This window comes from Aeromicrobium sp. CTD01-1L150, assembly GCF_041951745.1.
Taxonomy (GTDB): Bacteria; Actinomycetota; Actinomycetes; order Propionibacteriales; family Nocardioidaceae; genus Aeromicrobium.
In genome coordinates this window covers 2,229,648-2,253,788 of record NZ_CP169555.1, presented here as the reverse complement: position 1 = coordinate 2,253,788, position 24,141 = coordinate 2,229,648, and the positions used below count along the sequence as shown (strand labels likewise).

Genomic DNA, 24,141 nt, shown 5'->3' with positions numbered 1-24,141 from the left:
TTCGCCGCGCTTCAGGCGCCGGCCGCGGTCCGTGGCGCGCCGGTGACACGCCTAGCCAGAACATTCTTTCGATCTTTTGTTGACCGGCATTGCAGGGGTTCTGGGCCCATGGTCGTCGGTGCGTTCGATTGAGACGTGCTTTTGTCAGTGCCGTGTCGTAGTGTCGTACACATGTTCGATCGAACGTCTGTTCCCCGTCGCGGTAGCTCCGCGGCCCGGATCGAGTGACATCGCGGACCTCGGTCGAACATCCCACTTCACAGCACCCGTCACTTCCCCCACGGAGGCACACCATGAGCACCATCTCCCTGACGCCCCACTCCGGCTTCGCCCACCACGGCGATGGCACGGCAGCGCACCTACGCCTGACGCGGCGCGGTCGCGTCGTGGTCCTGCTCGCCGCGCTGGCCCTCATCGCCCTGGCCGCGGTCGCCCTCGGTCCGTCCGTGGTCGCCAGCGGTGATCGTGGCGACGCACCCGCCGCCACCGTCGTCACGGTGCAGCCCGGTCAGACGCTGTGGCAGATTGCCGTGGAGGCCAACCCCTCGGGTGACCCGCGCGAGGCGGTCGAGGACATCATGCGGATGAACTCGCTCTCCAGCGCCGGCGAGCTGCAGATGGGCCGCGAGCTGGCGGTGCCGGTCTACGAGTGAACCGGGGCGCGGTGCCTGCCCGCCCACCACGGCACAATGGGCCCATGCGTACCCACGTCGTGGCCGACGAGACCGACCGCGAGGGCGGGCACGTCACCGAGCGGCTCGCGGCCCTCGGTCTGGACCTCCAGTGGCTCGACAGGGACGAGCTGCCGGCGCACGCGGAGCTCGAGCCGGCGCGGCTGCTGCTCCTGCTGGGTTCACAACGTTCAGCGCACGAGCCACGCTGGCAGAACTCCGTGACGACCGAGGAGTCGCTGGTGCGGGCATCGTTGCGCGCCGGCACTCCGGTGATGGGCATCTGTTTCGGCGCGCAGGTCCTGGCCCGTGCCCTGGGCGGCACGTCCTATCGCGGCGACGAGCCGGAGGTCGGTTGGAAGCGCGTCGACACCATCGATGGCGTCCTGTGCCCGGAGGGGCCCTGGGCACAGTTCCACCGTGACGTCTTCGCGCCTCCGCAGCAGGCCCGGGTGCTCGGCACCACGTGGTACGGACCCCAGTGCTTCACCGACGAGAGCCTCGGTGCCCCGGCGATCGGCTGGCAGTTCCACCCTGAGGTGACGCCGCAGACCTACGCGCGCTGGGTCGACGACGACGCCGACACCGTCCGCCTGTCCGGTGCGGACCCGACCCTGCTGAAACGACAGGCGCTGGCCAACGCCGGCCGCTCACGGGTGGCGGCACACACCCTGGTCGACGCGGCGCTGCGCTATCTCGAGGTGAGCCTGCCCGAGCGGGCCTGAACGCAAGACGTCCGGACTGGATGGGTCCGGGTGCGCCGCTCAGGCGCAGGCCTCCTGTCGGAGCTCGGCGAGGTCGGGGGTGCGCTCGACAGGGTCGTCCAGCTCCTCGGACTCGGCCTCGGCGAGGAAGGCCTCGTAGTCCTCGACGTCGGGCTCGTCGTCGTCGGGCCTGATCAGCCCCTCGGTGTAGAAGAAGCACTCGTCGGCGCCGATGAGGTGTGTCTCCACCAGCCAGTCCTTGGTGGCGTCGAGGTGTCCGAGGTCGTTGCCGCCCAGGCCGATCGTTCGGCGCATGAGGACGGCCTCGGGTTCTTCCTCATCGCCCAGCAGGAACATGGCGTGCACCTGCAGCGTGACGAACGGTGCAGGTTCGTCGCTCCCTTGTGCCTCGGTGACGTTCCACCGGGCGGCGACGACGCGGGGCAGGGCGATGGGCTGGGCGTCGGAGTCGAAGAGCGAGACGAACAGCTGGGCGGTGGGGGCGCCGTCGGAGAGGTCCTCGCTGGTCTCGACCTGCTCGGGGAAGTTCGGTCCGGCGATGCCCAGGTGGGAGCGCTGGATCTCCGACGTGGGGCCGGAGTCCCATCGGTCGCGGTTGCTGAAGGCATCGAGGGCCATGGCCCGGATGGTGTCTGCCGCGGTGCGCACGTCCACGGGGTCGAGGCCCTCGGGCGTCTCGGGCGGGTCGAGCGAGCGCAGGCTCACGGCAGGCAGGTCGGAGATGGCATCGAGCGCGGTGGTGGCCGGCGCCTCGGTGTCGCTGGCCTCCGCGGGTGTGGGGGCCTCGTCGGGCACGTCGTCGGTCTCGTTGGTGCAGGCGGCCAGGAGTGCGCCGAGCAGCAGTGCGCTGAGGGTGGCGCCGACCAGACGGTGCGCGGCGGGACGGCGTCGCATGACGACCTTTCGACGGAGAGCAGGGCGTCCTCGAGCCTAGCAACGGGCTCGAGGCGGATCTGGGGCGACGATGTCGCCCTGGCGTCGACGGTCGCGAGCCCCGGGGTGACGTTGGCCACCGAGGGAGCGTCCCCGGGGCGGCCCGGGTGCTCCGGGGACGCCGTCCGAGGGTCCCGAAACGGGCTTGCCCACGGTCGCGCCACGCCGTGTCGGGTGGGGCTGGTGTGACTCAGATGCGCTCTGACCTGCACAAACATCGACTCTCGGAAAAATGTCGGCGCCGGCTGCCAGCCTGCTTGCATGGCTGGTGGTCGGGGCGTAGGCTCGCCACAACATCTAGTACTTACAGCGATGTAGTTCTCCACATGTAGGTGCACAAGATGAGAAGGCTTACCCACAGGAATCGGCGGAATCCACACCGTCGTCCCGATGTTTTCCTCAGAAGGGAGGGATTCGATGCACTGCCCGTTCTGCAAGAACTCCGACACCAAGGTGCTCGACTCCCGGCTGGCTGAGGAAGGCGGTGCGATCCGCCGTCGTCGTTCCTGCCTGGGGTGCGAGAAGCGCTTCACCACCATCGAGCAGGTACAGCTCTCGGTGGTCAAGCGCTCCGGCGCCACCGAGCCCTTCGCCCGCGACAAGGCGATCTCGGGTGTCCGCAAGGCCTGCAAGGGCCGCCCGGTCTCCGAGGACGACCTCGCGTGCCTTGGCCAGCAGGTCGAGGACGCACTGCGCGCCTCGGGCCAGGCCGAGATCGCCGCACACGACGTCGGTCTCGCGGTCCTGGAACCGTTGAAGTCGCTCGATGAGGTGGCGTACCTGCGCTTCGCGAGCGTCTACAAGGCTTTCGCGTCCGTCGACGACTTCGCCGCCGAGATCGCCGAGCTGATGGCGCGTGCGGCCGACGGAGAGCTCGCAGAAGCCAGCACCGGCCCCCCAGGCTGAAGGACCCCGCGCGGCTGGCCGGCCGCCGTGGACAGCTCAACACCTCGGTGGTCGAGTGCGAGGGCGAGGAACGAGCTCGCGTAGCGAGACCACGTCAACCGAGACCCCAACCCAAGACATCGACACAGCAAGAAACCCACCGCGACACAGGAGACAGGCATGACGGAGACGGTCGACGGAGCATCAGGCTCCACCCGCAGCAAGAACGCAGGCCGCAAGACGGGCCCGAACAAGGGTGCCGGCCTGACGATCGAGCGCGTGTTCACCACCGAGGGCGTCCACCCCTACGACGCCGTCACGTGGGAGCGCCGTGACGTCGTGCAGACCAACTGGAAGACTGGCGAGAACGTCTTCGAGCAGCGTGGTGTGGAGTTCCCTGACTTCTGGAGCGTCAACGCCTCCACCATCGTCACCACCAAGTACTTCCGCGGTGCAGTCGGCAGCCCCGAGCGTGAGCAGAGCCTGCGCCAGCTGCTGGATCGCGTCGTGCTCACCTACGTCAGGTCCGGCAAGGAGAACGGCTACTTCGCCACCGACGCCGACGCCGAGATCTTCGAGCACGAGCTGACCCACATGCTCCTGCACCAGGTGTTCAGCTTCAACTCACCCGTCTGGTTCAACGTGGGCACGTCGAGCCCGCAGCAGGTGAGTGCGTGCTTCATCCTCGCGGTGGATGACTCCATGGACTCGATCCTGAACTGGTACCGCGAGGAGGGCCTGATCTTCAAGGGTGGCTCCGGTGCCGGCCTCAACCTGTCGCGGATCCGTTCCTCCAAGGAGCTGCTGCGCTCCTCCGGCGGCACGGCCTCCGGCCCGGTCTCCTTCATGCGCGGCGCGGACGCGTCGGCCGGCACCATCAAGTCCGGTGGCGCCACGCGTCGCGCGGCCAAGATGGTCGTCCTGGACGTCGACCACCCCGACATCGTGGAGTTCGTGGAGACCAAGGAGAAGGAGGAGGAGAAGATCCGCGTGCTGCGTGACGCGGGCTTCGACATGGACCTCGGCGGCCACGACATCACGTCGGTGCAGTACCAGAACGCCAACAACTCCGTGCGGGTGAGCGATGAGTTCATGCGCGCGGTGGAGGAGAACAGCAACTTCGGTCTGCGCGGCCGCATGACCGGTGAGGTCATCGAGGAGATCGACGCGAACGACCTGTGGGGCAAGATGGCCAAGGCTGCCTGGGCGAGCGCTGATCCAGGCATCCAGTACGACTCCACCATCAACGACTGGCACACCACGCCGGAGACGGGGCGCATCACCGCCTCCAACCCGTGCAGCGAGTACATGCACCTGGACAACTCCAGCTGCAACTTGGCCAGCCTGAACCTGCTGACCTTCCTGCAGGAGGATGGCAGCTTCGCCGTGGAGCGGTTCGTCAAGGCCGTGGAGTTCATCATCACCGCGATGGACATCTCCATCTGCTTCGCCGACTTCCCGACCGACCCGATCGGCGAGACCACGCGGGCCTACCGCCAGCTCGGCATCGGCTATGCCAACCTCGGCGCGCTGCTGATGGCCTCCGGTCTGGCGTACGACTCAGACGGCGGCCGTGCGCTGGCCGCGTCGATCACCTCGCTCATGACGGGCGTGTCCTACCGGCGCTCGGCCGAGCTGGCCGGCGTCGTGGGCCCGTACGACGGCTACGCGCAGAATGCCGCCCCGCACACGCGGGTCATGCGCAAGCACCTGGCCGCCAACGACGACATCCGCACCATGCACGCCACGGACATCGCGGTGCAGCGTGAGGCCACCAAGCAGTGGTCCGACAACCTGAAGATCGGTGAGAAGAACGGCTGGCGCAACGCCCAGGCCTCTGTGCTGGCTCCCACCGGCACGATCGGCTTCATGATGGACTGCGACACCACCGGCATCGAGCCGGACTTCTCGCTGGTCAAGTTCAAGAAGCTCGTCGGTGGCGGCTCCATGCAGGTCGTCAACCAGACGGTGCCGTCGGCGCTGAAGAAGCTCGGTTACACCGGCGAGACCATCGAGGCGATCGTGGAGTACATCGCCGAGCACGGTCACGTCATCGATGCCCCGGGTCTCAAGCCCGAGCACTACGAGGTCTTCGACTGCGCGGTGGGGGAGCGCTCCATCAAGCCGATGGGTCACGTGCGGATGATGGCTGCGGCGCAGCCGTTCCTGTCCGGCGCGATCTCCAAGACGGTCAACATGCCGGAGTCCTCCACGGTGGAGGAGATCGCCGATGTCTACTTCCAGGGCTGGAAGCTTGGCCTGAAGGCGCTCGCCGTCTACCGCGACAACTGCAAGGTGGGCCAGCCGCTGTCCAGCCAGAAGGCGCAGGACAAGGCGACGTCGAAGTCCGAGGACGAGGTCAAGACGGTCGTCGTGGAGAAGCCGATCCGTCGCCGTCTGCCCAAGTCGCGCACGTCGATCACGACGTCGTTCAGCGTCGGTGGCGCCGAGGGGTACATGACCTCCGGTGCGCACTCCGACGGTGACCTGGGCGAGATCTTCCTCAAGCTGGGCAAGCAGGGCTCGACGCTGTCCGGCGTGATGGACGCCTTCAGCATCGCGGTCTCGATCGGTCTGCAGTACGGCGTGCCGCTGGAGACCTACGTCTCCAAGTTCACCAACCTGCAGTTCGAGCCGTCGGGCCTGACCGACGACTCCGACGTGCGCATGAGCAAGTCGATCATGGACTACGTCTTCCGCCGCCTGGCGCTGGACTACCTGGACTTCGAGACCCGCTCGGCGCTGGGCATCTACTCCGCCGAGGAGCGTCAGCGCTACCTCGACACCGGTAGCCACCAGCCCGTCTCCAAGGGCTCCACGGCCGCCGAGCTGGTCGAGACCCAGCCGGAGACGCTCCAGGAGTCCGCGGAGTCCGACAACGCTGACTCTGCCCACGGTGGTCGAGTAGGGGAGGCCGCCAGCGGCCGAGCCCGTATCGAGACCACGGAGGCCGACGTCGCCGCTGAGTCCGCGGAGGTCCAGGCCGAGACCGCCAAGCCGGCACCCTCCACGGCCCACACCTCGGCCGAGCTCCTGGAGGAGATCACCGGTTCAGCCGTCGACTCCCCGCTGTGCATGACCTGCGGTACCAAGATGCGCCCCGCCGGCTCCTGCCACGTCTGCGAGGGCTGCGGCAGCACCAGCGGCTGCAGCTGAGCTAGCGGTGTCGGCGGACGGTCCACCGAGGATCGTCCGCCGACACCTGCCGTCAATCCCTTCCATGTCGGTATCGTCGAATAGGCTTCGAACATGAGCTCGACAGCGGCACCAGCATTCACCTTCATCGACCTCTTCGCCGGTATCGGTGGTTTTCACGCCGCGCTCTCGGCGCTAGGCGGTGAGTGCGTGTACGCCTCGGAGATCGATGACGCGGCGGCCAAGATCTATCAGCACAACTGGGAGATGCAGCCCGCTGGCGACATCATCGCTGAGACCGATCCAGTGGTGAAGGTGCCTCCGCACGATGTCCTCGCAGCCGGCTTTCCGTGCCAGCCGTTCTCCAAGTCCGGTTTCCAGCGAGGCATGGATGAGGCGCGCGGCACGCTCTTCGGGAACATCTGCTCGATCCTCCTGGAGCACCGTCCGTCGATGGTCTTGCTGGAGAACGTTCGTAACATCGCTGGACCTCGGCACGCACACGAGTGGGATGTCATCATTCGGTCCCTACGCCAGCTCGGCTACCAGGTCAGTGCCACACCGGCGGTCTTCTCACCGCATCTGCTGCCGCCGTCGATGGGAGGTCGGCCGCAGGTTCGAGAGCGCATCTTTATCGTCGGGACGTACGTGGGAGAGGAACGGGCCCAGGAAGACGTGGAGCCGGTGGTGCACAACCGCCCGATCGATGGCTGGGACCCGCAGCAGTGGGACCTCGGCACCATCTTGCAGGACGAGGACGAGATTGCCGACCGTGCCAACTACGAGCTGACGCCGACCGAGCAGCACTGGGTCAAGGTCTGGTCGGAGTTCGTCCGACGACTACGAGCCGCGGGCGTCGAAAAGCTGCCGGGCTTCCCTGTCTGGGTCGATGCCTTCATCCACCTCGATGACCTCGTGATCCATGAGGACACCCCGGCATGGAAGGCTAACTTCCTGCGCAAGAACGCTCAGTTCTACACCGAGCATGAGTCGCTGCTGAACGAGTGGTTGGCAGACTTCGATGAGCTCAATGGGTTGCCCTCGTCGCGCAGGAAGTTCGAGTGGCAGGCTCAGGACGCGGCGTCGCTGGAGGACTGCATCATGCACTTCCGGCCCTCAGGGATCCGCGCCAAGAGGCCGACGTACGTCCCAGCACTGGTCGCCATCACGCAGACGACGATCCTGGGCCGTCCGTTGCGTCGAATCACTCCTCGCGAGGCTGCTCGCCTGCAGAGTCTGCCGGACTGGTTCGATTTCCCCGGGCAGCCAGACTCCGCCACCTACAAGCAGCTCGGCAATGGGGTGAACGCTGGCGTCGTCTACCACGTCGCGCGCGCACAGATGGCCCGCTCCGGCGACCGTTGGGATCGGATCCTTGCGGCGACACCGGAGAGCATCGACGACGTACTCGACTAGCGGGAGCGCACGACCCGTTCGACTCGGTCGGCTGCTTCGGCTGGATGCTCGTGCTCCCAGACACGAACGACGATCCAACCGGCCTCGGTGAGCAAGTGGTTGGTGTCAAGGTCGCGCTCCTTGTTCCGCGCGATCTTCCAGTCCCACCACTCACGATTCGTCTGGGGCCGCGTCCCGTGGTCAGGGCATCCGTGCCAGAAGCACCCGTCGACGAACACAGCGACTTTCGCGCGGGTGAAGGCGACGTCGATGCGCCGCCGACGGTTCCCCGGCACATGGACCTGAATGCGGTAGCGGAGTCCCCGTTGGTGCATTGCCTGCCGAAGTGCGACTTCTGGGCGGGTGTCGCGACGGGCAAGGTTTGACATCTTTCGGTGTAGCAAATCGGCCGGAGGCACCCTGTCTGGTTCTCGCCCGCCCGGGTTGATCGCTGACATGGACCTTAACTACTCTTCCACGATCTGTCGCGCGGCGAAGAGACTCTCGTACTCTCTTCGTTGTTGCGCGTACAAGTTGGGCGGCTGGGACTCTGTGAATGTCGCGAACCACAAGGGGAAGTGGGCGAACTGATTACGTTGGCGTGATTCCAAGAGTTTCTCTTGGAGTGCCGCGGAGTCGAAGGAATGTGCTCGGTTGTTGGCGATCATCGGCACGTCGACGAGTTGATCTGTGCTCAGAACGTAAATGCCGGGCAGGAGGGCTTGCGGTGGAACCGTCAACTTGGTGCCCACGGCCAACGGCTCGCCGCTCCGAGTAAGCCAGACATCTCGAGCCCCGATCCCGGGTCCGCCAAGTATTGGCCAAAGGTCATGGAACCGGGCTCCTCGCCACTCGTCCAAAGACCATGTCTCCTCGACTGTTGCTTCATCTCCGAGGTAGGAGAGCAGAGTTGCGTACTGTCTCTTGGGCGCGCTCAACTTCGCAATCTTTCGCGCTCCAGTTGGGCCGGAGAGTTCGACCTCGCTAGCGAAGTTGTTCGCCGCGACACCGGTTCGGAAGGTGACGGGCCCAGAGAGCACTAGCGCGATTGGGTGGGGCGATGTGTAGGTCTGGTACTCCTCGCGGGGGAACCACTTTCCGTCGACCTTGACGCCGCTGGTCCACCAGATGGAAAGACTCGGACGCACAGCTTCTTTGTGGCTGATCCGCAGGCCGTTGAGGGAGTAATCCCAGAGTTCTTTCCCCGAACGACGTTCCAGTTGTTCAGCGGGCCTGCTCTCTCGCAGGTAGGTGCCGAGTGTGTCGAAGAACATGTCTTCGAGCATCGAGGCCGAAGCCATCTGATAATTGTCACGACGGAACTGGATCTGCGCCGCTGCCATTGGAAGTAGATAGTCAGGGCGGTCGAGCATCTCACGGGTGAGGCGCAGAAACCGATCGACGGAGTCACCGGTCGCGTCGGGCATGCAGCGAGGGTAACTCAGTCGCAGTAGTCGCACTGGCCCGTGGTAGGCAGGGCGGTGAAGCAGGTCGGGCAGACGGTCGTCCTCGTGCGCTCTGCCGTCTTGGTGAGCACTGCGCTGCGTGAGTTTCGCGGCGAGGGCGATCATCTCCACGAGATCGCCGATCCAGGTGCGGCGCTGCTCATCGGCCAACTGGTAGGTGGTGATCACGCCGCCGTAGCGTCCTGCCGTCTCACGCAGGGCATCCAGCGCGGCAGGCGTCCAACGGGCGAACTGGGGGAGTATCCGAGCCACGGCGACAGGGATCGCTGCGCGTCCAACGACCTCGGTCAGATGCCGTAGCCGCCGTCGACGTCGAGCTTCTGACCGGTGATGAAGCCCGCGCGCTCCGAGGCCAGGAAGCAGGCGGCCTCGGCGATGTCGGTGGCGCGGCCGAACGTCCTCAGGGGGATGTTGCTGCGCGCCTGCTCCAGCGCACGCTCGTCGAGGTCGCCGGAGGCGATCAGCCGCTCGGCCATGCCGTCGGTCAGCATCCCGGGGCCGACGCAGTTGACCCGAACCCCGAACCGGCCCTCCTCGGCCGCGAAGGCGCGAGCGAGCGCCTCGACGGCGCCCTTCGGACCGGACGAGAGCCCGTCGCGCACGGGGAAGCGCGTCGTCGCCGCCGTGGTGACCGCCACGACGGAGCCCTGCGAGGCGCGCAGCAGCGGGAGCGTCGCGTGGACCACGTTGAAGAACCCGCTCGCGTCGCTGTCCAGCTGCTCCGCGAACTGCTCTGGACTGACCTTCGACAGGTGGACCATCGGCACGTGCGGGCCGGCGCAGTGGATGACGGTACGCAGCCTGCCGAGCTCCTGGTCCACCCGCGCGACGAACCGCTCCAGGGCCTCGGGGTCGCCGACGTCGACCTGCTCGGCGAGCACCGCCGTGCCCGTTGCCTCGACGGCCTCGATGACCTCGACGGGGCGGCGTGAGCGGTAGGTCAACGCCACCGGTGTGCCGTCGGCGGCGAGCCTGGCGCACACCGCCGAGCCGATGCCCCCGGAGCCCCCCGTGACGAGGGCGACGTCCGCCCTGCCTGCGGTGTCCGCTGCCATGTCAGTCCTTCCCGGTCCGGCGGCCGCCGTCGTCGTCGAACTCGACGTTCTCGAAGTCGATGGGTCGAGCGCCGTTCGCCAGCGCCGTGACCATCGCGGTCCCCAGGGCCCCGGCGCGGTCGAACACCTCGACCGTTCCGACGGCGATGCCGTCGTGCTCCACCCGGTCGGTGGCCGACAGCCCGATCTCTCGACCCACGGGCGTCCGGGCGAGCGCGAGGGTGATGTCGGTGTTGATGTACTGCACGCCCTCGGTGCCCCAGTTCACGACCATGCTGGTCGCATCGGCGACGCTCGCCACCGCCTGGAACGGCGTCCCGTCCTCACCCTCCACGACGCGAAGGCCGGTCTGCCACGTCTGCTTGCGCCCGGCGTTCTGGTGGTCGGCGAACGACTGTGACCACGGCACGTCGCTGGTGAAGAACGGCACCCGCGGCTCCTCGCTCACCGGGACGACGTCACTCGGAGGCGCTTGCGGATGGTCGACCGGGGTCCACACGTCTCCGCCCGGCGATTCCGTGGGCAGCAGGAAGATGCACGTCGCGCGGGCGACGCGCTCGCCGTCCTGCAGGAGTGATGCGTCGATCAGGCAGAGGCGACGACCCTCCCGGACCACCTCGGTCTCCACCGTGCACGGCGCCATCGACGCCGGACGGAAGAGGTCCACGGTGTAGCGAGCGGGACGGAGCTCGGCGCGGCCGATCTCGGCCAGTCGCAGCTCCAGGCCACGCGCGAGGGCGCCGCTGATGGCGACCCCGTGCATCTGGTCGTGGCTCCACATGCTGCGAGCCACCTCTGCGGGGACGAGCTGGTTGCCGTCAAGGGTGAACATGGCCAAGGGCATGGACACAGACTGTCAGGCGGCCCGAGCGCATGCGGGGGCAGTCCCGGAATCACCCTCGCGGCATCGCCAAGGTGCAAGAACTAGAACGTGTTACAGAAATGCGGTACCGTCCCTGCATGGTGCTTGAGAGGTTCCGGCTCGACGACCGCGTCGCCGTGGTCACCGGAGCAGGGCGTGGGATCGGCGCAGCCAGTGCGCTCGCCCTCGCCGAGGCGGGGGCCGACGTCGTCCTGGCCGCTCGCACCGAGAGCCAGCTCAAGGACGTCGCCACGCAAGTGGAGCGCATGGGCCGCAAGGCGGTCATCGTCGCGGCCGACCTGTCCGACACCGACCAGGCGGCGGCCCTCGCGCAGACTGCCGCCGACGCCCTCGGTCGTCTCGACGTGGTGATCAACAACGTCGGCGGGACGATGCCGCGAGAGTTCGAGCGGACCAACGTCCGGGCCCTCGAGGACGCCTTCCACTTCAACGTGTCCACGGCACACGCCCTGACCCGGGCCGCCCTGCCACACCTCCTGGCCAGCGACTGCGCGGCCGTCGTCAACATCTCCTCCGTCCTGAGCCGGGTCAGTGGCCGTGGCTACCTGGCGTACGGCACCGCCAAGGCTGCCCTCTCGCACTGGACCCGCCTCGCCGCGCGTGACCTCGCCCCCCGGGTCCGCGTCAACGCGGTCGCCGTCGGATCGGTCGCCACGTCCGCCCTCGAGATCGTCACCGGCGACGAGGGGCTCACCGCGCAGATGGAGGCCAGCACGCCGCTGCGCCGCATCGGTGAGCCCGACGACATCGCCGCCACCGTCCTGTTCCTCGCCAGCGCCGCCGGCGCCTACCTCACCGGAAAGGTGCTGGAGGTCGACGGAGGCATCGATCAACCCAACCTCGACATGGGGTTGCCGGACCTAGGAGAAGCATGAGCATTCGCGTCGTCGAGTGGAGCACCGGGAACGTCGGCAAGAACGCCATCGCGGGAATCGACGCCCGCCCTGACCTTGAGCTGGTCGGCGTCTGGGTCTCCAACCCTGACAAGGTCGGCAAGGACGCGGGCCGCCTCGCCGACCTCGGCCGCGACCTCGGGGTCCTCGCCACGAACGACGTCGAGCAGATCATCGCGCTGCAGCCGGACTGCGTGGTCCACACCGCCATGTCCGACGACCGCATCTTCGAGGCGATGAGCGATCTCGAGCGCCTGCTCCGGGCCGGCATCAACGTCGTCTCGGCAGGGCCGGTGTTCCTGTCCTACCCGTCCGGTCCGGCGCTCGACATGGCTGACGGCGTCAAGAAGGCAGCCCTGGAAGGTGGCGTCTCGCTCTACGTGAACGGCGTCGACCCCGGCTTCGCCAACGACTGGCTGCCGTTGTCCTTGACGAGCATCAGCGAGCGCATCGAGCAGGTTCGCTGCTCGGAGATCCTCAACTACAACACGTACGACCAGGGGATGATCGTCTTCGATGTGATGGGATTCGGCGGTCCGATGGACCACGTCCCGATGATCCTGCAGCCCGGCATCCTGACCATGGCCTGGGGCAGCGTCGTGCACCAGATCGCCGCCGGGCTGGGCGTGGAGCTGGAGAAGGTCGAGGAGTTCTACGAGCGGGTCCCGGCCACGGAGACCTTCGACATCGACAGCGGCACCATCGAGGAGGGCACGGTGGCCGGGCTGCGCTTCGAGCTGCGCGGCAAGGTCGACGGCAAGGACGCCATCGTGCTCGAGCACGTCACGCGCGTCCACGACGACGTCGCCCCCCACTGGCCCCAGCCGGCCGGCAAGGGGTGCTACCGCGTGGAGATCACGGGAGAGCCCAACTACACCGTCGACCTGCAGCTGCTCGGCCGCGACGGCGACCACAACACCGCCGGGCTCAAGGCGACCGCCATGCGCATCGTCAACGCGATCCCCGCAGTCGTGGACGCCGAGCCGGGCCTTGTCACTTCGCTCGACCTGCCGCTCGTCACCGGCAAGGGCCTGATCGGGGCCTGAGCCTCACCCGTCGATGACCACACATCCCACGCGCCGGCGCGTTCCGCTAGCGCAGCAGCAGGCGGACCGCGACGTCCATGGAGCGGGTGACGTCCTCCGCCGGGGTGCGACCGGTGACCCAGCCCATCAGGGCGGAGAGCCACACGTCGGAGATGACGCGCACGATGGCTGCCTCCTCCTCGGTGGGTTCACGCGCCACGTCGGTGCCGTCGATCGCGTGGGTGATCATCGCGGTCAGCTTCATGCCGACGTCGTGGATCTCGTCAGTGACCGACGCATCGGCGAACATGAAGGCCCGGGTAAGTGCCTCGGTCAGCCGTGGCTGCTCCTGCAGGGCCTTGGTCGTTCCGCCGAGCACGCGCATGACGCGGTCGGGCGCGGTCTTGCCCGGCACCGGACGGCTGCGCGTCTGCTCCTCGGCACGCTCGAACCGGTCGCCCAGGGCCGAGACCAGCAGGTGGATCTTGGAGGGGAAGTAGCGGTAGAGCGTCCCCAGCGCGACCCCCGCCCGATCGGCGACCTCGCGCATCTGCACGGCGTCGAACCCGCCTTCGTCCGCCAGCGCGAGGGCGGCGGCGAGGATGCGGCGGCGACGTTCGCGCTGGGCGCTCGAGCCGGGCGTCTTGGTCGCAGTGCTCACCATGTCAGTATCTCCTGTCCGGGATCGTCGCCACGATCGGCACGCCGACCGTCGATATGATTGAAACACGTTCTATGGCCGGGAGGCGACGCGGATGCCGATCGCAGTGACGCGCGACCACCTCGAGCTGAGCGCCACGTTGCGCAGCTGGGCGACGGCACTCGGTGGACCCTCTGCGGTGCGCGAGGCCGAGGTCGACCCGCAAGCACCGTTCGACAAGGAGTGGCAGTCCGTCCTCGAGCTGGGTCTGCCCTGCATCGCACTCCCGGCGGAGCACGGTGGCGGCGGAGGCGACCTGCTCGACCAGCTGGTCGCACTCGAGGAGGCGGCCCACGGCCTGGTCCCCGGGCCGATCCTCGGGACCACCCTGGGCGGCCAGGTCGTCGACGATCCCGAGGTTCGTCGTCGTCTCGCCGGCGGCGACAGCATGGCCGTGGCACCGTCCGGAACACTCACCGTCGACGAGTCCGGCGCACGCGGAACTCTCGACGCGGCGCTCGACGTCGTGGGCGCCCGCTGGCTCCTCGCGCCGTCCGGCGACGACTGGGTGCTCGTCGATGCCGCCGGGTGGACGGCCGAACCCGTGGTCGGGCTCGATCTGTCCCGCCGCTCGGGGCGGGTTCGGGTCGAGGCAGCGGCCGACGTCGTGACGCCGCTGCCGCACCTCGACACCGCCCGCGTGCGCCGCGTGTTGGTCGCCCTGGCGTCGGCGGAGGCGGCCGGGGTGGCTCAGTGGTGCCTGGACACGGCCGTCGCCCACGCCACGGTGCGTGAGCAGTTCGGTGCACCGATCGGCTCGTTCCAAGCGGTCAAGCACCTCTGCGCCGTGATGCTGGAGACCACGGAGTCGATCGCCGCCGTCGCGTGGGACCTCGGCGTCGCTGCCGTCTCGGGCGAGCCGGACCAGGCCGACTTCGCCGCGGACGTGGCCGCCACGGTGGCGCTCGACGGAGCCGTGTCCGTCGCACAGGACTGCATCCAGGTGCTCGGTGGCATCGGCTTCACGTTCGAGCACGATGCCCACCTGTACCTGCGGCGGGCCATCTCCCTGCGCACCACGGTCACCGCGACGACCGGGGGTAGTGAGCGGAGCGCGGTGAGCCTGACCCGTCGCGCCGTCGACGGTCAACGTCGCGCCCACGAGATCGACGTCGACGGTGCGGACGTCGAGGTTCGCGCGGACACCCGTGCCGCGGTGACCGCCATTGCCGCACTGCCCGAGCAGGAGCACCGATCCGCCCTGGCCCGAGCCGGCTTCCTGGCACCGCACTGGCCGCGACCCTTCGGCCTGGACGCTGGCCCGGTGGAGCAGCTCGTCGTCGACGAGGAGCTGGCCCGCGCCGGTCTGACCAGACCCGACCTCGCCATCGGTGGCTGGGCGGTGCCGACGATCATCCAGCACGGCACGGACCAGCAACGTGAGCGGTTCGTGATGCCGACGCTGCTCGGTGAGATCGCCTGGTGCCAGCTGTTCAGCGAACCCGGAGCGGGTTCGGACCTCGCAGCGCTCAGCACCCGTGCCGTCCGCGCCGACGGCGGCTGGCGGCTGACCGGACAGAAGGTGTGGACCTCCCTCGCACAAGAGGCGGACTGGGCCATCTGCCTGGCGCGGACCAACCGTGAGGCGCCCCGCCACCGCGGGATCACCTACTTCCTCCTCGACATGGCGAGCGCCGGCATCCAGACACGCCCGCTGCGGGAGATGACCGGCGACGCCATGTTCAACGAGGTCTTCCTCGACGACGTCTTCGTCCCCGACGAGTGCGTCGTGGGCGAGGTGGACGGCGGCTGGAGGCTCGCCCGCACCACACTGGCGAACGAGCGCGTCGCCATGGCCGGCACGAAGCTCGGCCAGAGCACCGAGCGCGCCGTGCAGCTGGTCGGCGACCGCGCGGCTCAGCCCTGGCACGACACCGATGTGGCACGAGTCGGCCACCAGGTGGCACTGGCCACGGTGTGCCAGCTGCTCGGCGTCCGCTCGACGCTTCGCTCGATCGCCGGTCGCGGTCCGGGACCGGAGTCGAGCGTCGCCAAGCTGCTCGGTGTCCGCAACCGCCAGGACGCCTCCGAGCTCGTCGTCGACCTGCACGGTCCGCAGGCCCTGCTCGCCGACGATGCGGCCACTGCCGCAGACGTGCACGAGATGCTGCTGACCCGGTGCCTGTCCATCGCCGGGGGCACGACGCAGATCCTGCGCAACGTCGCCGCCGAGCGGATCCTTGGCCTACCGCGCAGCTGACCGTGCGGTGCCACCAGTCACGGGCCGATCGCGATCCGGACCTGTTCCTCGGGATCACTGACCTTCACCCGCGGACGGCCGGCGGCCTCGCCCTCGGCGCGCTCGTGGCCGTCCAGTCGCCGCCAGCCGGCGAGGTCGACGAAGGTCGTGGACCGCTCGCGCAGCAGTGCGTCGAACGACGCAGCGTCGCCCTCCGGGTCGGGCAGACGTCCGGCGCGGTAGTCGTCGAGAAGGGTGGCCGCCGTCTCGGCCGCGCAGGTCCGGTTCGTGCCGATCACGCCGGTGGAGCCGCGTTTCGCCCACCCGGTCGTGTACGTGGCCGGAACCGGTTCACCGGAGCGCGGGTCGAGCACGCGTCCCGCGTCGTGGGTGAACCGGCCCGCCTCGGTGTCGAACGGGACCTCGCCGACCGGGATCGAACGGTGGCCGGTGGCGCGCAGCACCAGTGCGGCCTCGAGCGTCTCGGTCTCCTTGGGCTCGCCAGTCCGGGCCAGCACCAGTGCGCTGACCTGCTCGTCGCCCAGCACCTCCTGTGGGGTGAGGCCGAACCGCAGCACCAGCCGTCTCGCGGCGCCGGTCTGAGCCTGGGCGGCCCGCCGCAGCAGCGACGCCTTCTGGTGGGCCGCGTACGTCGCCGCCGTCCGATCGCCGTCCTCGACGTCGGTCAGGGGATCGAGGTCGTCGGGGTCGACGACGACGTCGATGTCGGGATGGCTCACCAGGGACAACAGCTCGGGCGTGGTGAACGCCGCGTGCTCGGGACCACGGCGGCCCACGAGCACCACCTCGCGGATGCCGGACGCGGTCAAGGCGGCCAGGGCGTGCGGTGACATGTCCGAGGCGTCCCGCAGGACGTCCGGATCGGCCAGCAGGACCCGGGCGATGTCGAGCGCGACGTTGCCGTTGCCGATGACGACCGCTCGTTCGCCGGTCAGCGGGGGATCGAGGTCGACGTGGTCGGGGTGGCCGTTGTACCAGCCGACGAGATCGGCGGCTGAATGGCTACCGCGTAGGTCCTCGCCGGGGATGCCGAGCGTCCTGCCCTCGGGCGCGCCGGTGGCGTACACGACGGCATGGTGGTGCTGGAGCAGGTCGTGGTGGGAGACGTCCCGGCCGACCTCGACGTTGAGCCGCAGCGTGGTCCGCCGGTGGCGGGCCAGGGTGTCGAACATGTCCGTCGAGCCCTTGGTGGTGAGGTGGTCCGGTGCGACGCCGTGGCGCACCAGGCCGTGGGGCGTCGCGAGCTGGTCGAGAACCGTGGTCTCGACGTCGGCGACGCGGGTCTCGGTGAGCGCCTCGGACAGGAACCAGCCCGCGGGGCCGGACCCGACGATCGCGACGCGCAGGGGCACGTCCTGCTCGGTGACGCGCGGCCCGGGGTCCGGCGGCGGTGCGGGAGCGGGGATGTCACCGACCCAGCTGAAGTAGTCGGCATTGATCTTCTCGTACTCCCCGAGGTGGTCAGGGAGCTCGAAGTCGGTGTAGATCGCTGCGGTCGGGCAGACCGGCACGCACGCACCGCAGTCGATGCACTCGCCGGGGTCGATGTAGAGCATCTCCGCCGTGGCGAACCCCGGGTCGTCGGGAGCAGGGTGGATGCAGTCGACCGGGCAGACGTCGACGCATGAGGCGTCATTGCAGCACGACTGCGTGATCACGTACGTCATCGTCGACGGTCCCCGGCAGCCACGGCGCGCGCGACGGGTGCGTCGCGGGAGGCGACGTCGGTCGAGATGTCCGGGCACCGGGGACGGCGCTCGGTCGAGGGGGAGATCATGATCGCCCATACTAGAACGTGTTCCAGTTTTTATGAAGAGCTCGCCGCGAGCACCGGGCTCGACATCGCCGAGCCCTTCGTCGCGCGGTGCCACTGCAGCCAGCGCTGGGCCGCGGCGGTGGCGTGCTGGCTCCGGATCGAGGAGAAGACCTCGAAGGCGTGCTGCGCGCCAGGGAGCTCGGCATAGGTGACCGTCGAGCCGGACTGCTCGCGCAGCCTGGCCACGAAGTCGCGGGCCTGGTGCACCGGCACCAGGGAGTCGTTGCGCCCGTGGATGACGAAGAAGTCGGGCGCGTGCTCGTCGACGTGGGCCAGGGGAGAGGCCTTGACGAACTGCTCGAGATCGGTGCGGGGGTCCTTGCCGAACACGCGCGGGGCCAGGAAGCGGTCCCGCAGCGCGATCGCCGCGGGCCGCTCGGTGATGCCGGCAAGGTCGTAGACGCCGTAGAATGGAACGCAGGCCGACACGGTGGTGTCGGAGTCCTCGAACCCCGGCTGGTACTCCTCGAGGCCGGGGGTGAGCGCCGCCAGTGACGCCAGGTGGCCGCCGGCCGACCCGCCGGTGATCGCGACGTACGACGGGTCACCGCCGTACTGCTGGATGTTCTCGCGGACCCACGCGATCGCCCGCTTCACGTCGATGATCTGGGTGGGGAACGGGTACTTGGGAGCCAGGCGGTAGTTGACGGCGACGCAGATCCAGCCCTGCTGTGCCATCCGGTTCATCAGGATGAGGCCCTGCTGCTCCTTGGCGCCGATCGTCCAGGCGCCGCCGTGCACCTGGATCAGGACCGGCGCGTCGGTGAGGTCGCGGTCCTCGGGCCGGTAGATGTCGAGCCTGGCCTTGCGTCCGCCCTCGGTGTAGGGGACGTCGCGGATCCACTCGACACCGCGCTGCCGCAGGCGGAACGGCCGGGCGACCGAGCCTCGCGGCAGGCTCAGGTCCAGGGCGCCGGGGAGATCGAGTGAGTCGAGGTAGCTCTCACCGAGGTTCTCCCGGAGCGCCTCGTCCAGCTGGGTGCCGACCCGCCGCGAGCCGGCGATGGCCGATCCCAGCAGGCCAGCCACCGCGCCTGCGGCGAGCAGTCCCGCCCACGACACCCCGGACCGCTTGCGCCGCACGGTCAGCTCCGCAGCCGTGTCGACGATGCTCGCGCCCAGCAGGTGCGGTGCGAGCTCGCTGACCGGCCAGCCCAGGGCGAAGCCGGGGATCCCGGCCCATCCGCTCGGAGCGGGGCGGACGGCGTTCGCGGCCAGGGCGGCGAGCACGGCCTGGCGTCGGGCATATCCCTTGGACATCTGCGCACCCACCTCACCGCGGATAGAACGTGTTCCAATCGGCCTATAGTACCGATCATGGATCGGCTCAGTGGGCTGGACGCCAGCTTCCTGTACCTGGAGAACGGCGCTCAGCTGATGCACGTGTGCGGGCTCATCGTGCTCGACCCCGCCACGGTCCCCGGCGGCTATGAGTTCGACAGGTTCAAGGCCGAGCTGTCCCGACGTGTACGCGACGTCCCGATGTTCAACCGCAAGCTCAGGCTGGTTCCCGGTGGCATCGACTTCCCGCTGTGGGCGGCCGACGACGAGTTCGACATCGACCGGCACGTCCATCGACTCATCCTGCCGTCACCGGGGGGCGAGCGGGAGCTGTCGGAGCTGGCCGGACACCTCGCCGGCATCCCGCTGGACCGGTCGCGACCACTCTGGGAGATGCACGTCATCGAGGGTCTGGCGAACGGCCGGCTCGCCGTGTTCTCCAAGATGCACCACGCCGCGGTCGACGGCGTCTCCGGCTCGAACATGCTCTCCCACCTGTGCAGCCTGGAGCCCGATACACCACCGCTCGACGCCCCTGCGAGCGGCGGCGCAGGGGCGTCGGGCCGGGTGCCGTCGGACCTGGAGCTGGTCGGCCGCGGCATCGTGTCGACGCTCGCCAAGCCCTGGCAGCTGGCGCGGCTGGTGACGCCCACGGCGCGCTCGGTGGTGGAGACCGCGAGCCGGGCGCGCCGGGGGACGGCGATGGCGGCACCCCTGACCGCACCGCGCACATCGTTCAACCGGACCGTCACCGGCCACCGCTGCATCGCGTTCACCGACCTCCCGCTCGATGAGGTCAAGCAGGTCAAGGAGGCCGTGCCTGGCGCGACGGTCAACGACGTCGTGCTCGCGCTCGCCGGCGGCGCTCTGCGGCGATACCTTCTGGACAGGGGCGAGCTGCCGGAGGCGTCGCTGCTCGCGACCGTCCCCGTCTCGGTGCGAGAGGAGTCTCGGCGCCTCGGGGGGCGCAACAAGGTGTCGTCGATCTTCTGCCGGCTCGGTACCGACGTCGACGATCCTCGCGAGCGGATCGTGCAGATGTCGGTGGCGAACGCGAACGCAAAGGAGCACCATGAGGCGGTGCCGGCCGACACCCTCCAGGAGTGGGCCGAGTTCGCCGCACCGCGCACGTTCGGTCTGGCCGTCAGGCTGGTCTCCGACCTGAGGCTCGTCGAGCGAGCACCGGTCATCCACAACCTGGTCGTCTCCAACGTGCCCGGCCCGCCGATCCCCCTGTACTTCATGGGCGCCCGCATCGACGCCCTCTATCCGCTCGGCCCCATCTTCCACGGTGCCGGGCTGAACATCACCGTGATGAGCAACAACGGCGAGCTCCACATCGGCGCCATCGCCTGCAGCGAGCTGGTGCCCACGCCCGGAGACCTCGTCGACGCTTTTGCTGACGAGCTCGACGCGATGGGGGCGGCCATGCTCGACACCTGATCCGGGAGGGCTGCAACAGCGACGTCGGACAGTGTGCGACTCAGCCAATACTAGAACACGTTATAGTCTTGGCTGAGATCATCGCCACTTTCTGAGGAGGGCTCGTGGGTCCAGCAGGTGCGGAGGTGCGGCAGGAGGTTCGCTCCGTCATCGGGGACGTGCTCGAGCGTGGCGACGGGACGTGGCACGCGATGCGCGATGCCGGTCTGGTGTCCCTGGCTGCTCCCGAGTCGTTCGGCGGCGAGGGCCTCGGCCTGGGCGAGGTCGCCGTGCTGTTGCACGAGGTGGGTCGCCGGGCCAAGGACCTGCCCGTGTGGGAGACGCTGGCGTGCGGGTTGCTTCCCGTCGTCCGCTCCGGGTCACAGGAGCTTCAGAACGCGATCGTCCCGAAGGTGCTGGCCGGCGAGCTGCTCCTCGCGCCGGCACTCCGGGAGCGTGGCGTGGCGTTGCCTCGTCGCCCGGCCACGGCCTGTGACGAGAAGGCCGTCAGCGGCACCAAGGTCGGCGTCCCGGTCATGGACGGGACGACGCTGCTGCTCGTATCAGCCACACAGTCAGGCCCTGGGTCCGTCCCTGGTGCGGACCCAGGGTCCACGAGCGTCGTCCTCGTCGACGCCGGTGGTCCGGGCGTCGAGCGGGTGCTCACCGGCACCTCGCGGGGTGCGCACGAGGCGACCTACACCTTGACCGACGCCCCAGTGCTCGGGGTGCTCGATGCGGACGTCGTGCGGAGCCATGCGGTCGCCGGTCTCGCCGCGGTCGGCGCAGGCCTCGTGGAGGGAGCGCGGGACCTGACCTCCGGCTACGTCCGCCAGCGTCGCCAGTTCGGCCGGTCGCTCGCTGAGTTCCAGGCGGTCGCCCAACAGGTCGCGGACGTCTACATCGCCTCCCGCACGTTCACCCTGACGGCGCAGGAGGTCGTCCGCCGTCTGGATGCCGGGGACCCGGCCGGCGACGACCTGGCCGTCGCCGCTCAGTGGTTCGCCGACCGGGCGCCGAGCGTGATGCAGACCTGCCAGCACCTGCACGGCGGGATGGGCGTCGACACCACCTACCCGATGGCGGGCTACTTCGCCGGGGTGCGCGACGTCGCCCGGCACCTCGGCGGTCCTACGGCCCTCGCCGAGGTGCCGATCACCGAGACCGCCGGCAAGAACGCCGAGCTCACCTTGGAGCAGCGCACGTTCAAGCAGGAGGCACGCGGCTACCTGAGTGGTCTGGTCAGCGAGGAGGACGAGGACGAGATGCGCGCGGACCGTCACGGTCCGGCGTACCACCGGATCATCAAGCATATGGGCGCCGACGGGTGGCTGGGAGTCGGCTGGCCCACCGAGTACGGCGGACAGGGACGGGGCGGCACGGAACAGCAGGCGTTCGTCAACGAGGCGGCGCGCTCCGATGTGCACCTGCCGGCAGTCACCTTGCAGACGGTCGGGCCGACGCTGCAGGCGTACGGCACCGACAAGCAGAAGGAGATGTTCCTCGCCGACATCGTCTCCGGTGACGTGCACTTCGCGATCGGCTACAGCGAGCCCGAGGCGGGCACCGACCTCGCGTCGTTACGCACCACCGCCCGACGCGAGGGCGACCACTACGTGGTGAACGGACAGAAGATGTGGACCACCGGTGCCCATGTGGCCGACTACGTGTGGCTGGCCGCGCGGACCGACCCGGAGGCCCCACCGCACCGCGGCATCTCGGTGCTCATCGTCGACACCCGCGATCCGGGCTTCTCCAGCACCCCCATCGTCACCAGCGACGGCTCGCACCACACGAACGCGACGTACTTCCACGACGTCCGGGTCCCGGCCGACATGCTGGTGGGTGAGGAGAACCGCGGTTGGCAGCTGATCACCACCCAGCTCAACCATGAACGCGTCATGCTCGGTCCGGCCGGGCGGATCGAGGGCCTTCGTGACCGGGTCCTGGCCTGGGCCGAAGGCCGCACCGCCGATGACGACACACCGGTGCTGCAGGTTCCGTGGGTCCGCGACACGCTGGCCCGCGCGACGGTCTCGTTCCGCGTCAACGAGCTCCTGAACTGGGCAGTGGCCGGCGGAACAACCGGGGACGGCGATCCCGGGGCGGCGAAGCGGACCGTCGCGGACGCGTCGACGTCGAAGGTGTTCGCCAGTGACGAGGTGCAGCGGCTGGGGCTGGCGCTGGCAGACGTCGTCACCACCTACGGCGACCCGGCCGACCCCGAGACCGCTCGCCTGGTCGACTACCTCGACGCCACCAGCAAGCGCAACCTCGTCCTCTCCTTCGGCGGCGGTGTCAACGAGGTGCAGCGCGAGCTGATCGCCATGTTCGGGCTCGACCTGCCCAAGGTGCCGCGATGAGTGACCTGCAGGAGCGCATCGAGGCGATCACGGCCCGCGGCGACAGCTTGCCCCGTGAGGGCCCGGATCCGGTCAACGAGCCGATGATCCGGCACTGGGCCGAGGCGATCGGCGACGCCAACCCGCGGTGGCGCCCGGGACCCGACTGCGAGGCACCACCGGCGATGGCGCAGGTGTGGACGATGCCCGGACTCAACGCCGAGCGCCCGCCGGGGGAGCCGTTGTGGGACACGATGGTGGCGCTCGACGAGGCGGGCTACACCTCCGTGCTCGGCACCAACTGCGACCAGACGTACGCTCGGGCCCTGCGGCCCGGTGAGAGGCCCCGCATCAGCTCGCGGCTCGAGTCGGTGGTCGGCCCCAAGGCAACGGCCGTGGGAGAGGGCTACTTCGTCACCACGCGCAACAGCTGGTTCGTCGGCCCGACCGATGCGCCCGAGGAAGTCGCCACGATGACCTTCCGGGTCCTGAAGTTCATACCGGGCACGGGCCGGCCCACGGTGGACCGGACCGAGGTGGTCCGACCACTGGTCAACCGCGACTCGGCCTTCTTCTGGGAGGGCACGGCCGCGCACGAGCTACGGATCCAGACGTGCAATGTGTGCGGCGAGCTGCGACACCCACCGGGTCCGGTGTGTCCGTCGTGCCACGCGATGGAGCGCGGCCACGTGGTCGCGTCCGGCCGCGGGCGGGTGCACTCTCACCTGGTGCACCACGCACCTGCCGTCCCGGGCAAGGAACTTCCGTTGACGCTCGCACTGGTCGAGCTGGAGGAGGGCGTTCGCATGGTCGGCGCGGTGAGTGACGGCGTCGAGATCGGTGATCCGGTCGAGGTCTGGTTCGACCGGATCGATGACGACCTCACGCTCGCGCAGTGGCGGCCGCTCGGTGCCCCGGCGCAGGACGCGCCGCAGGAGGTTGCGTCCGACCTCCCGGTCTGGGAGCTGGCGATCACGCCGACCTTGGTGGTGTCCACGGCGCTGGCCACCCGCGACTTCCAGGACGTGCATCATGACCGCGATCTTGCACAGTCACGCGGCAGCGAGGACATCTTCCTGAACATCCTGACCACGACAGGACTCGTACAGCGCTACGTCACCGACTGGGCGGGTCCTCGCACGCAGGTGCTCTCGTGCGCGCTGCGGCTCGGCGCTGCGGCGCACCCGTACGACACGCTCCGGTTCACCGGCGTCATCGTCTCCGAGACCGACGGCGTGACGACGATCGACGTCACCGGCCGGGTCTCGCGCGGCACCCACGTGGACGCCCGGCTCGAGGTGCGTCTGCCATGAC

The 24,141-nt window shown here is 68.9% G+C and carries 19 protein-coding genes; 11 read left to right on the top strand and 8 right to left on the bottom strand.

Annotated features, from left to right (window positions below; genetic code table 11):
• Positions 1 to 293: 293 nt before the first annotated feature.
• Both ACEVFP_RS11095 and ACEVFP_RS11090 read left to right on the top strand, forming a co-directional pair.
• The gene (locus ACEVFP_RS11095) at positions 294 to 653 is read left to right on the top strand and encodes a LysM peptidoglycan-binding domain-containing protein (RefSeq protein ID WP_374999525.1); all 360 of its coding nucleotides are present in this window, start codon (positions 294 to 296) and stop codon (positions 651 to 653) included.
• Positions 654 to 697: 44 nt separating this feature from the next.
• Positions 698 to 1,396, top strand: coding sequence for a type 1 glutamine amidotransferase (locus ACEVFP_RS11090; RefSeq protein ID WP_374999524.1), 699 nt, complete (start codon positions 698 to 700; stop codon positions 1,394 to 1,396).
• 39 nt (positions 1,397 to 1,435) lie between these two features.
• Here ACEVFP_RS11090 and ACEVFP_RS11085 read toward each other — a convergent pair whose 3' ends face one another.
• Entirely contained in the window at positions 1,436 to 2,290 is an 855-nt protein-coding gene (locus tag ACEVFP_RS11085; protein WP_374999523.1) for a hypothetical protein, read from the bottom strand.
• 456 nt (positions 2,291 to 2,746) lie between these two features.
• On the opposite strand from ACEVFP_RS11085, the gene nrdR reads away from it, so the two are divergent.
• From nrdR to ACEVFP_RS11070, 3 genes are all read left to right on the top strand, one after another.
• A complete protein-coding gene (gene nrdR / locus ACEVFP_RS11080) occupies positions 2,747 to 3,235 on the top strand; it encodes a transcriptional regulator NrdR (RefSeq protein ID WP_374999522.1) in 489 nt (162 codons plus the stop codon).
• Positions 3,236 to 3,394: 159 nt separating this feature from the next.
• Positions 3,395 to 6,370, top strand: a complete 2,976-nt coding sequence (locus tag ACEVFP_RS11075; protein ID WP_374999521.1) for a vitamin B12-dependent ribonucleotide reductase — start codon at positions 3,395 to 3,397, stop codon at positions 6,368 to 6,370.
• 93 nt (positions 6,371 to 6,463) lie between these two features.
• Positions 6,464 to 7,765, top strand: coding sequence for a DNA cytosine methyltransferase (locus ACEVFP_RS11070; protein ID WP_374999520.1), 1,302 nt, complete (start codon positions 6,464 to 6,466; stop codon positions 7,763 to 7,765).
• On the opposite strand, the gene ACEVFP_RS11065 is transcribed toward ACEVFP_RS11070, so the two are convergent.
• From ACEVFP_RS11065 to ACEVFP_RS11050, 4 genes are all read right to left on the bottom strand, one after another.
• On the bottom strand, positions 7,762 to 8,133 hold the full coding sequence (locus tag ACEVFP_RS11065) for a very short patch repair endonuclease (RefSeq protein ID WP_375003809.1): 372 nt from the start codon (positions 8,131 to 8,133) through the stop codon (positions 7,762 to 7,764). The two genes, ACEVFP_RS11070 and ACEVFP_RS11065, sit on opposite strands and share 4 nt — an antisense overlap.
• A 78-nt stretch (positions 8,134 to 8,211) precedes the next feature.
• The gene (locus ACEVFP_RS11060) at positions 8,212 to 9,378 is read right to left on the bottom strand and encodes a hypothetical protein (RefSeq protein WP_374999519.1); all 1,167 of its coding nucleotides are present in this window, start codon (positions 9,376 to 9,378) and stop codon (positions 8,212 to 8,214) included.
• Between the two features lie 119 nt (positions 9,379 to 9,497).
• Positions 9,498 to 10,265, bottom strand: a complete 768-nt coding sequence (locus tag ACEVFP_RS11055) for an SDR family NAD(P)-dependent oxidoreductase (protein ID WP_374999518.1) — start codon at positions 10,263 to 10,265, stop codon at positions 9,498 to 9,500.
• 1 nt (position 10,266) lies between these two features.
• Positions 10,267 to 11,109, bottom strand: coding sequence for a thioesterase family protein (locus ACEVFP_RS11050; RefSeq protein ID WP_374999517.1), 843 nt, complete (start codon positions 11,107 to 11,109; stop codon positions 10,267 to 10,269).
• 116 nt (positions 11,110 to 11,225) lie between these two features.
• Between ACEVFP_RS11050 and ACEVFP_RS11045 the strand changes: the two genes are divergently transcribed.
• The gene (locus tag ACEVFP_RS11045) at positions 11,226 to 12,023 is read left to right on the top strand and encodes an SDR family oxidoreductase (protein WP_374999516.1); all 798 of its coding nucleotides are present in this window, start codon (positions 11,226 to 11,228) and stop codon (positions 12,021 to 12,023) included.
• Positions 12,020 to 13,087: a diacylglycerol kinase gene (locus ACEVFP_RS11040; RefSeq protein ID WP_374999515.1), complete on the top strand. Its 1,068-nt coding sequence runs from the start codon at positions 12,020 to 12,022 to the stop codon at positions 13,085 to 13,087. The genes ACEVFP_RS11045 and ACEVFP_RS11040 overlap by 4 nt, the downstream gene beginning before the upstream one ends.
• A 46-nt stretch (positions 13,088 to 13,133) precedes the next feature.
• Here ACEVFP_RS11040 and ACEVFP_RS11035 read toward each other — a convergent pair whose 3' ends face one another.
• Positions 13,134 to 13,730: a TetR family transcriptional regulator gene (locus tag ACEVFP_RS11035; RefSeq protein ID WP_374999514.1), complete on the bottom strand. Its 597-nt coding sequence runs from the start codon at positions 13,728 to 13,730 to the stop codon at positions 13,134 to 13,136.
• A 91-nt stretch (positions 13,731 to 13,821) separates the two neighbouring features.
• Here ACEVFP_RS11035 and ACEVFP_RS11030 point away from each other — a divergent pair, with 91 nt between their 5' ends.
• Positions 13,822 to 15,966: an acyl-CoA dehydrogenase family protein gene (locus tag ACEVFP_RS11030; protein WP_374999513.1), complete on the top strand. Its 2,145-nt coding sequence runs from the start codon at positions 13,822 to 13,824 to the stop codon at positions 15,964 to 15,966.
• A 17-nt stretch (positions 15,967 to 15,983) separates the two neighbouring features.
• On the opposite strand, the gene ACEVFP_RS11025 is transcribed toward ACEVFP_RS11030, so the two are convergent.
• Both ACEVFP_RS11025 and ACEVFP_RS11020 read right to left on the bottom strand, forming a co-directional pair.
• Positions 15,984 to 17,633: a 4Fe-4S binding protein gene (locus tag ACEVFP_RS11025; protein WP_374999512.1), complete on the bottom strand. Its 1,650-nt coding sequence runs from the start codon at positions 17,631 to 17,633 to the stop codon at positions 15,984 to 15,986.
• 140 nt (positions 17,634 to 17,773) lie between these two features.
• Positions 17,774 to 19,042, bottom strand: a complete 1,269-nt coding sequence (locus tag ACEVFP_RS11020) for an alpha/beta hydrolase fold domain-containing protein (RefSeq protein ID WP_374999511.1) — start codon at positions 19,040 to 19,042, stop codon at positions 17,774 to 17,776.
• Positions 19,043 to 19,099: 57 nt separating this feature from the next.
• On the opposite strand from ACEVFP_RS11020, the gene ACEVFP_RS11015 reads away from it, so the two are divergent.
• From ACEVFP_RS11015 to ACEVFP_RS11005, 3 genes are all read left to right on the top strand, one after another.
• Positions 19,100 to 20,506: a wax ester/triacylglycerol synthase family O-acyltransferase gene (locus tag ACEVFP_RS11015; RefSeq protein WP_374999510.1), complete on the top strand. Its 1,407-nt coding sequence runs from the start codon at positions 19,100 to 19,102 to the stop codon at positions 20,504 to 20,506.
• A 104-nt stretch (positions 20,507 to 20,610) separates the two neighbouring features.
• On the top strand, positions 20,611 to 22,848 hold the full coding sequence (locus tag ACEVFP_RS11010) for an acyl-CoA dehydrogenase family protein (protein ID WP_374999509.1): 2,238 nt from the start codon (positions 20,611 to 20,613) through the stop codon (positions 22,846 to 22,848).
• A complete protein-coding gene (locus ACEVFP_RS11005) occupies positions 22,845 to 24,140 on the top strand; it encodes an OB-fold domain-containing protein (RefSeq protein WP_374999508.1) in 1,296 nt (431 codons plus the stop codon). The genes ACEVFP_RS11010 and ACEVFP_RS11005 overlap by 4 nt, the downstream gene beginning before the upstream one ends.
• The last annotated feature ends 1 nt before the right edge of the window (position 24,141 follow it).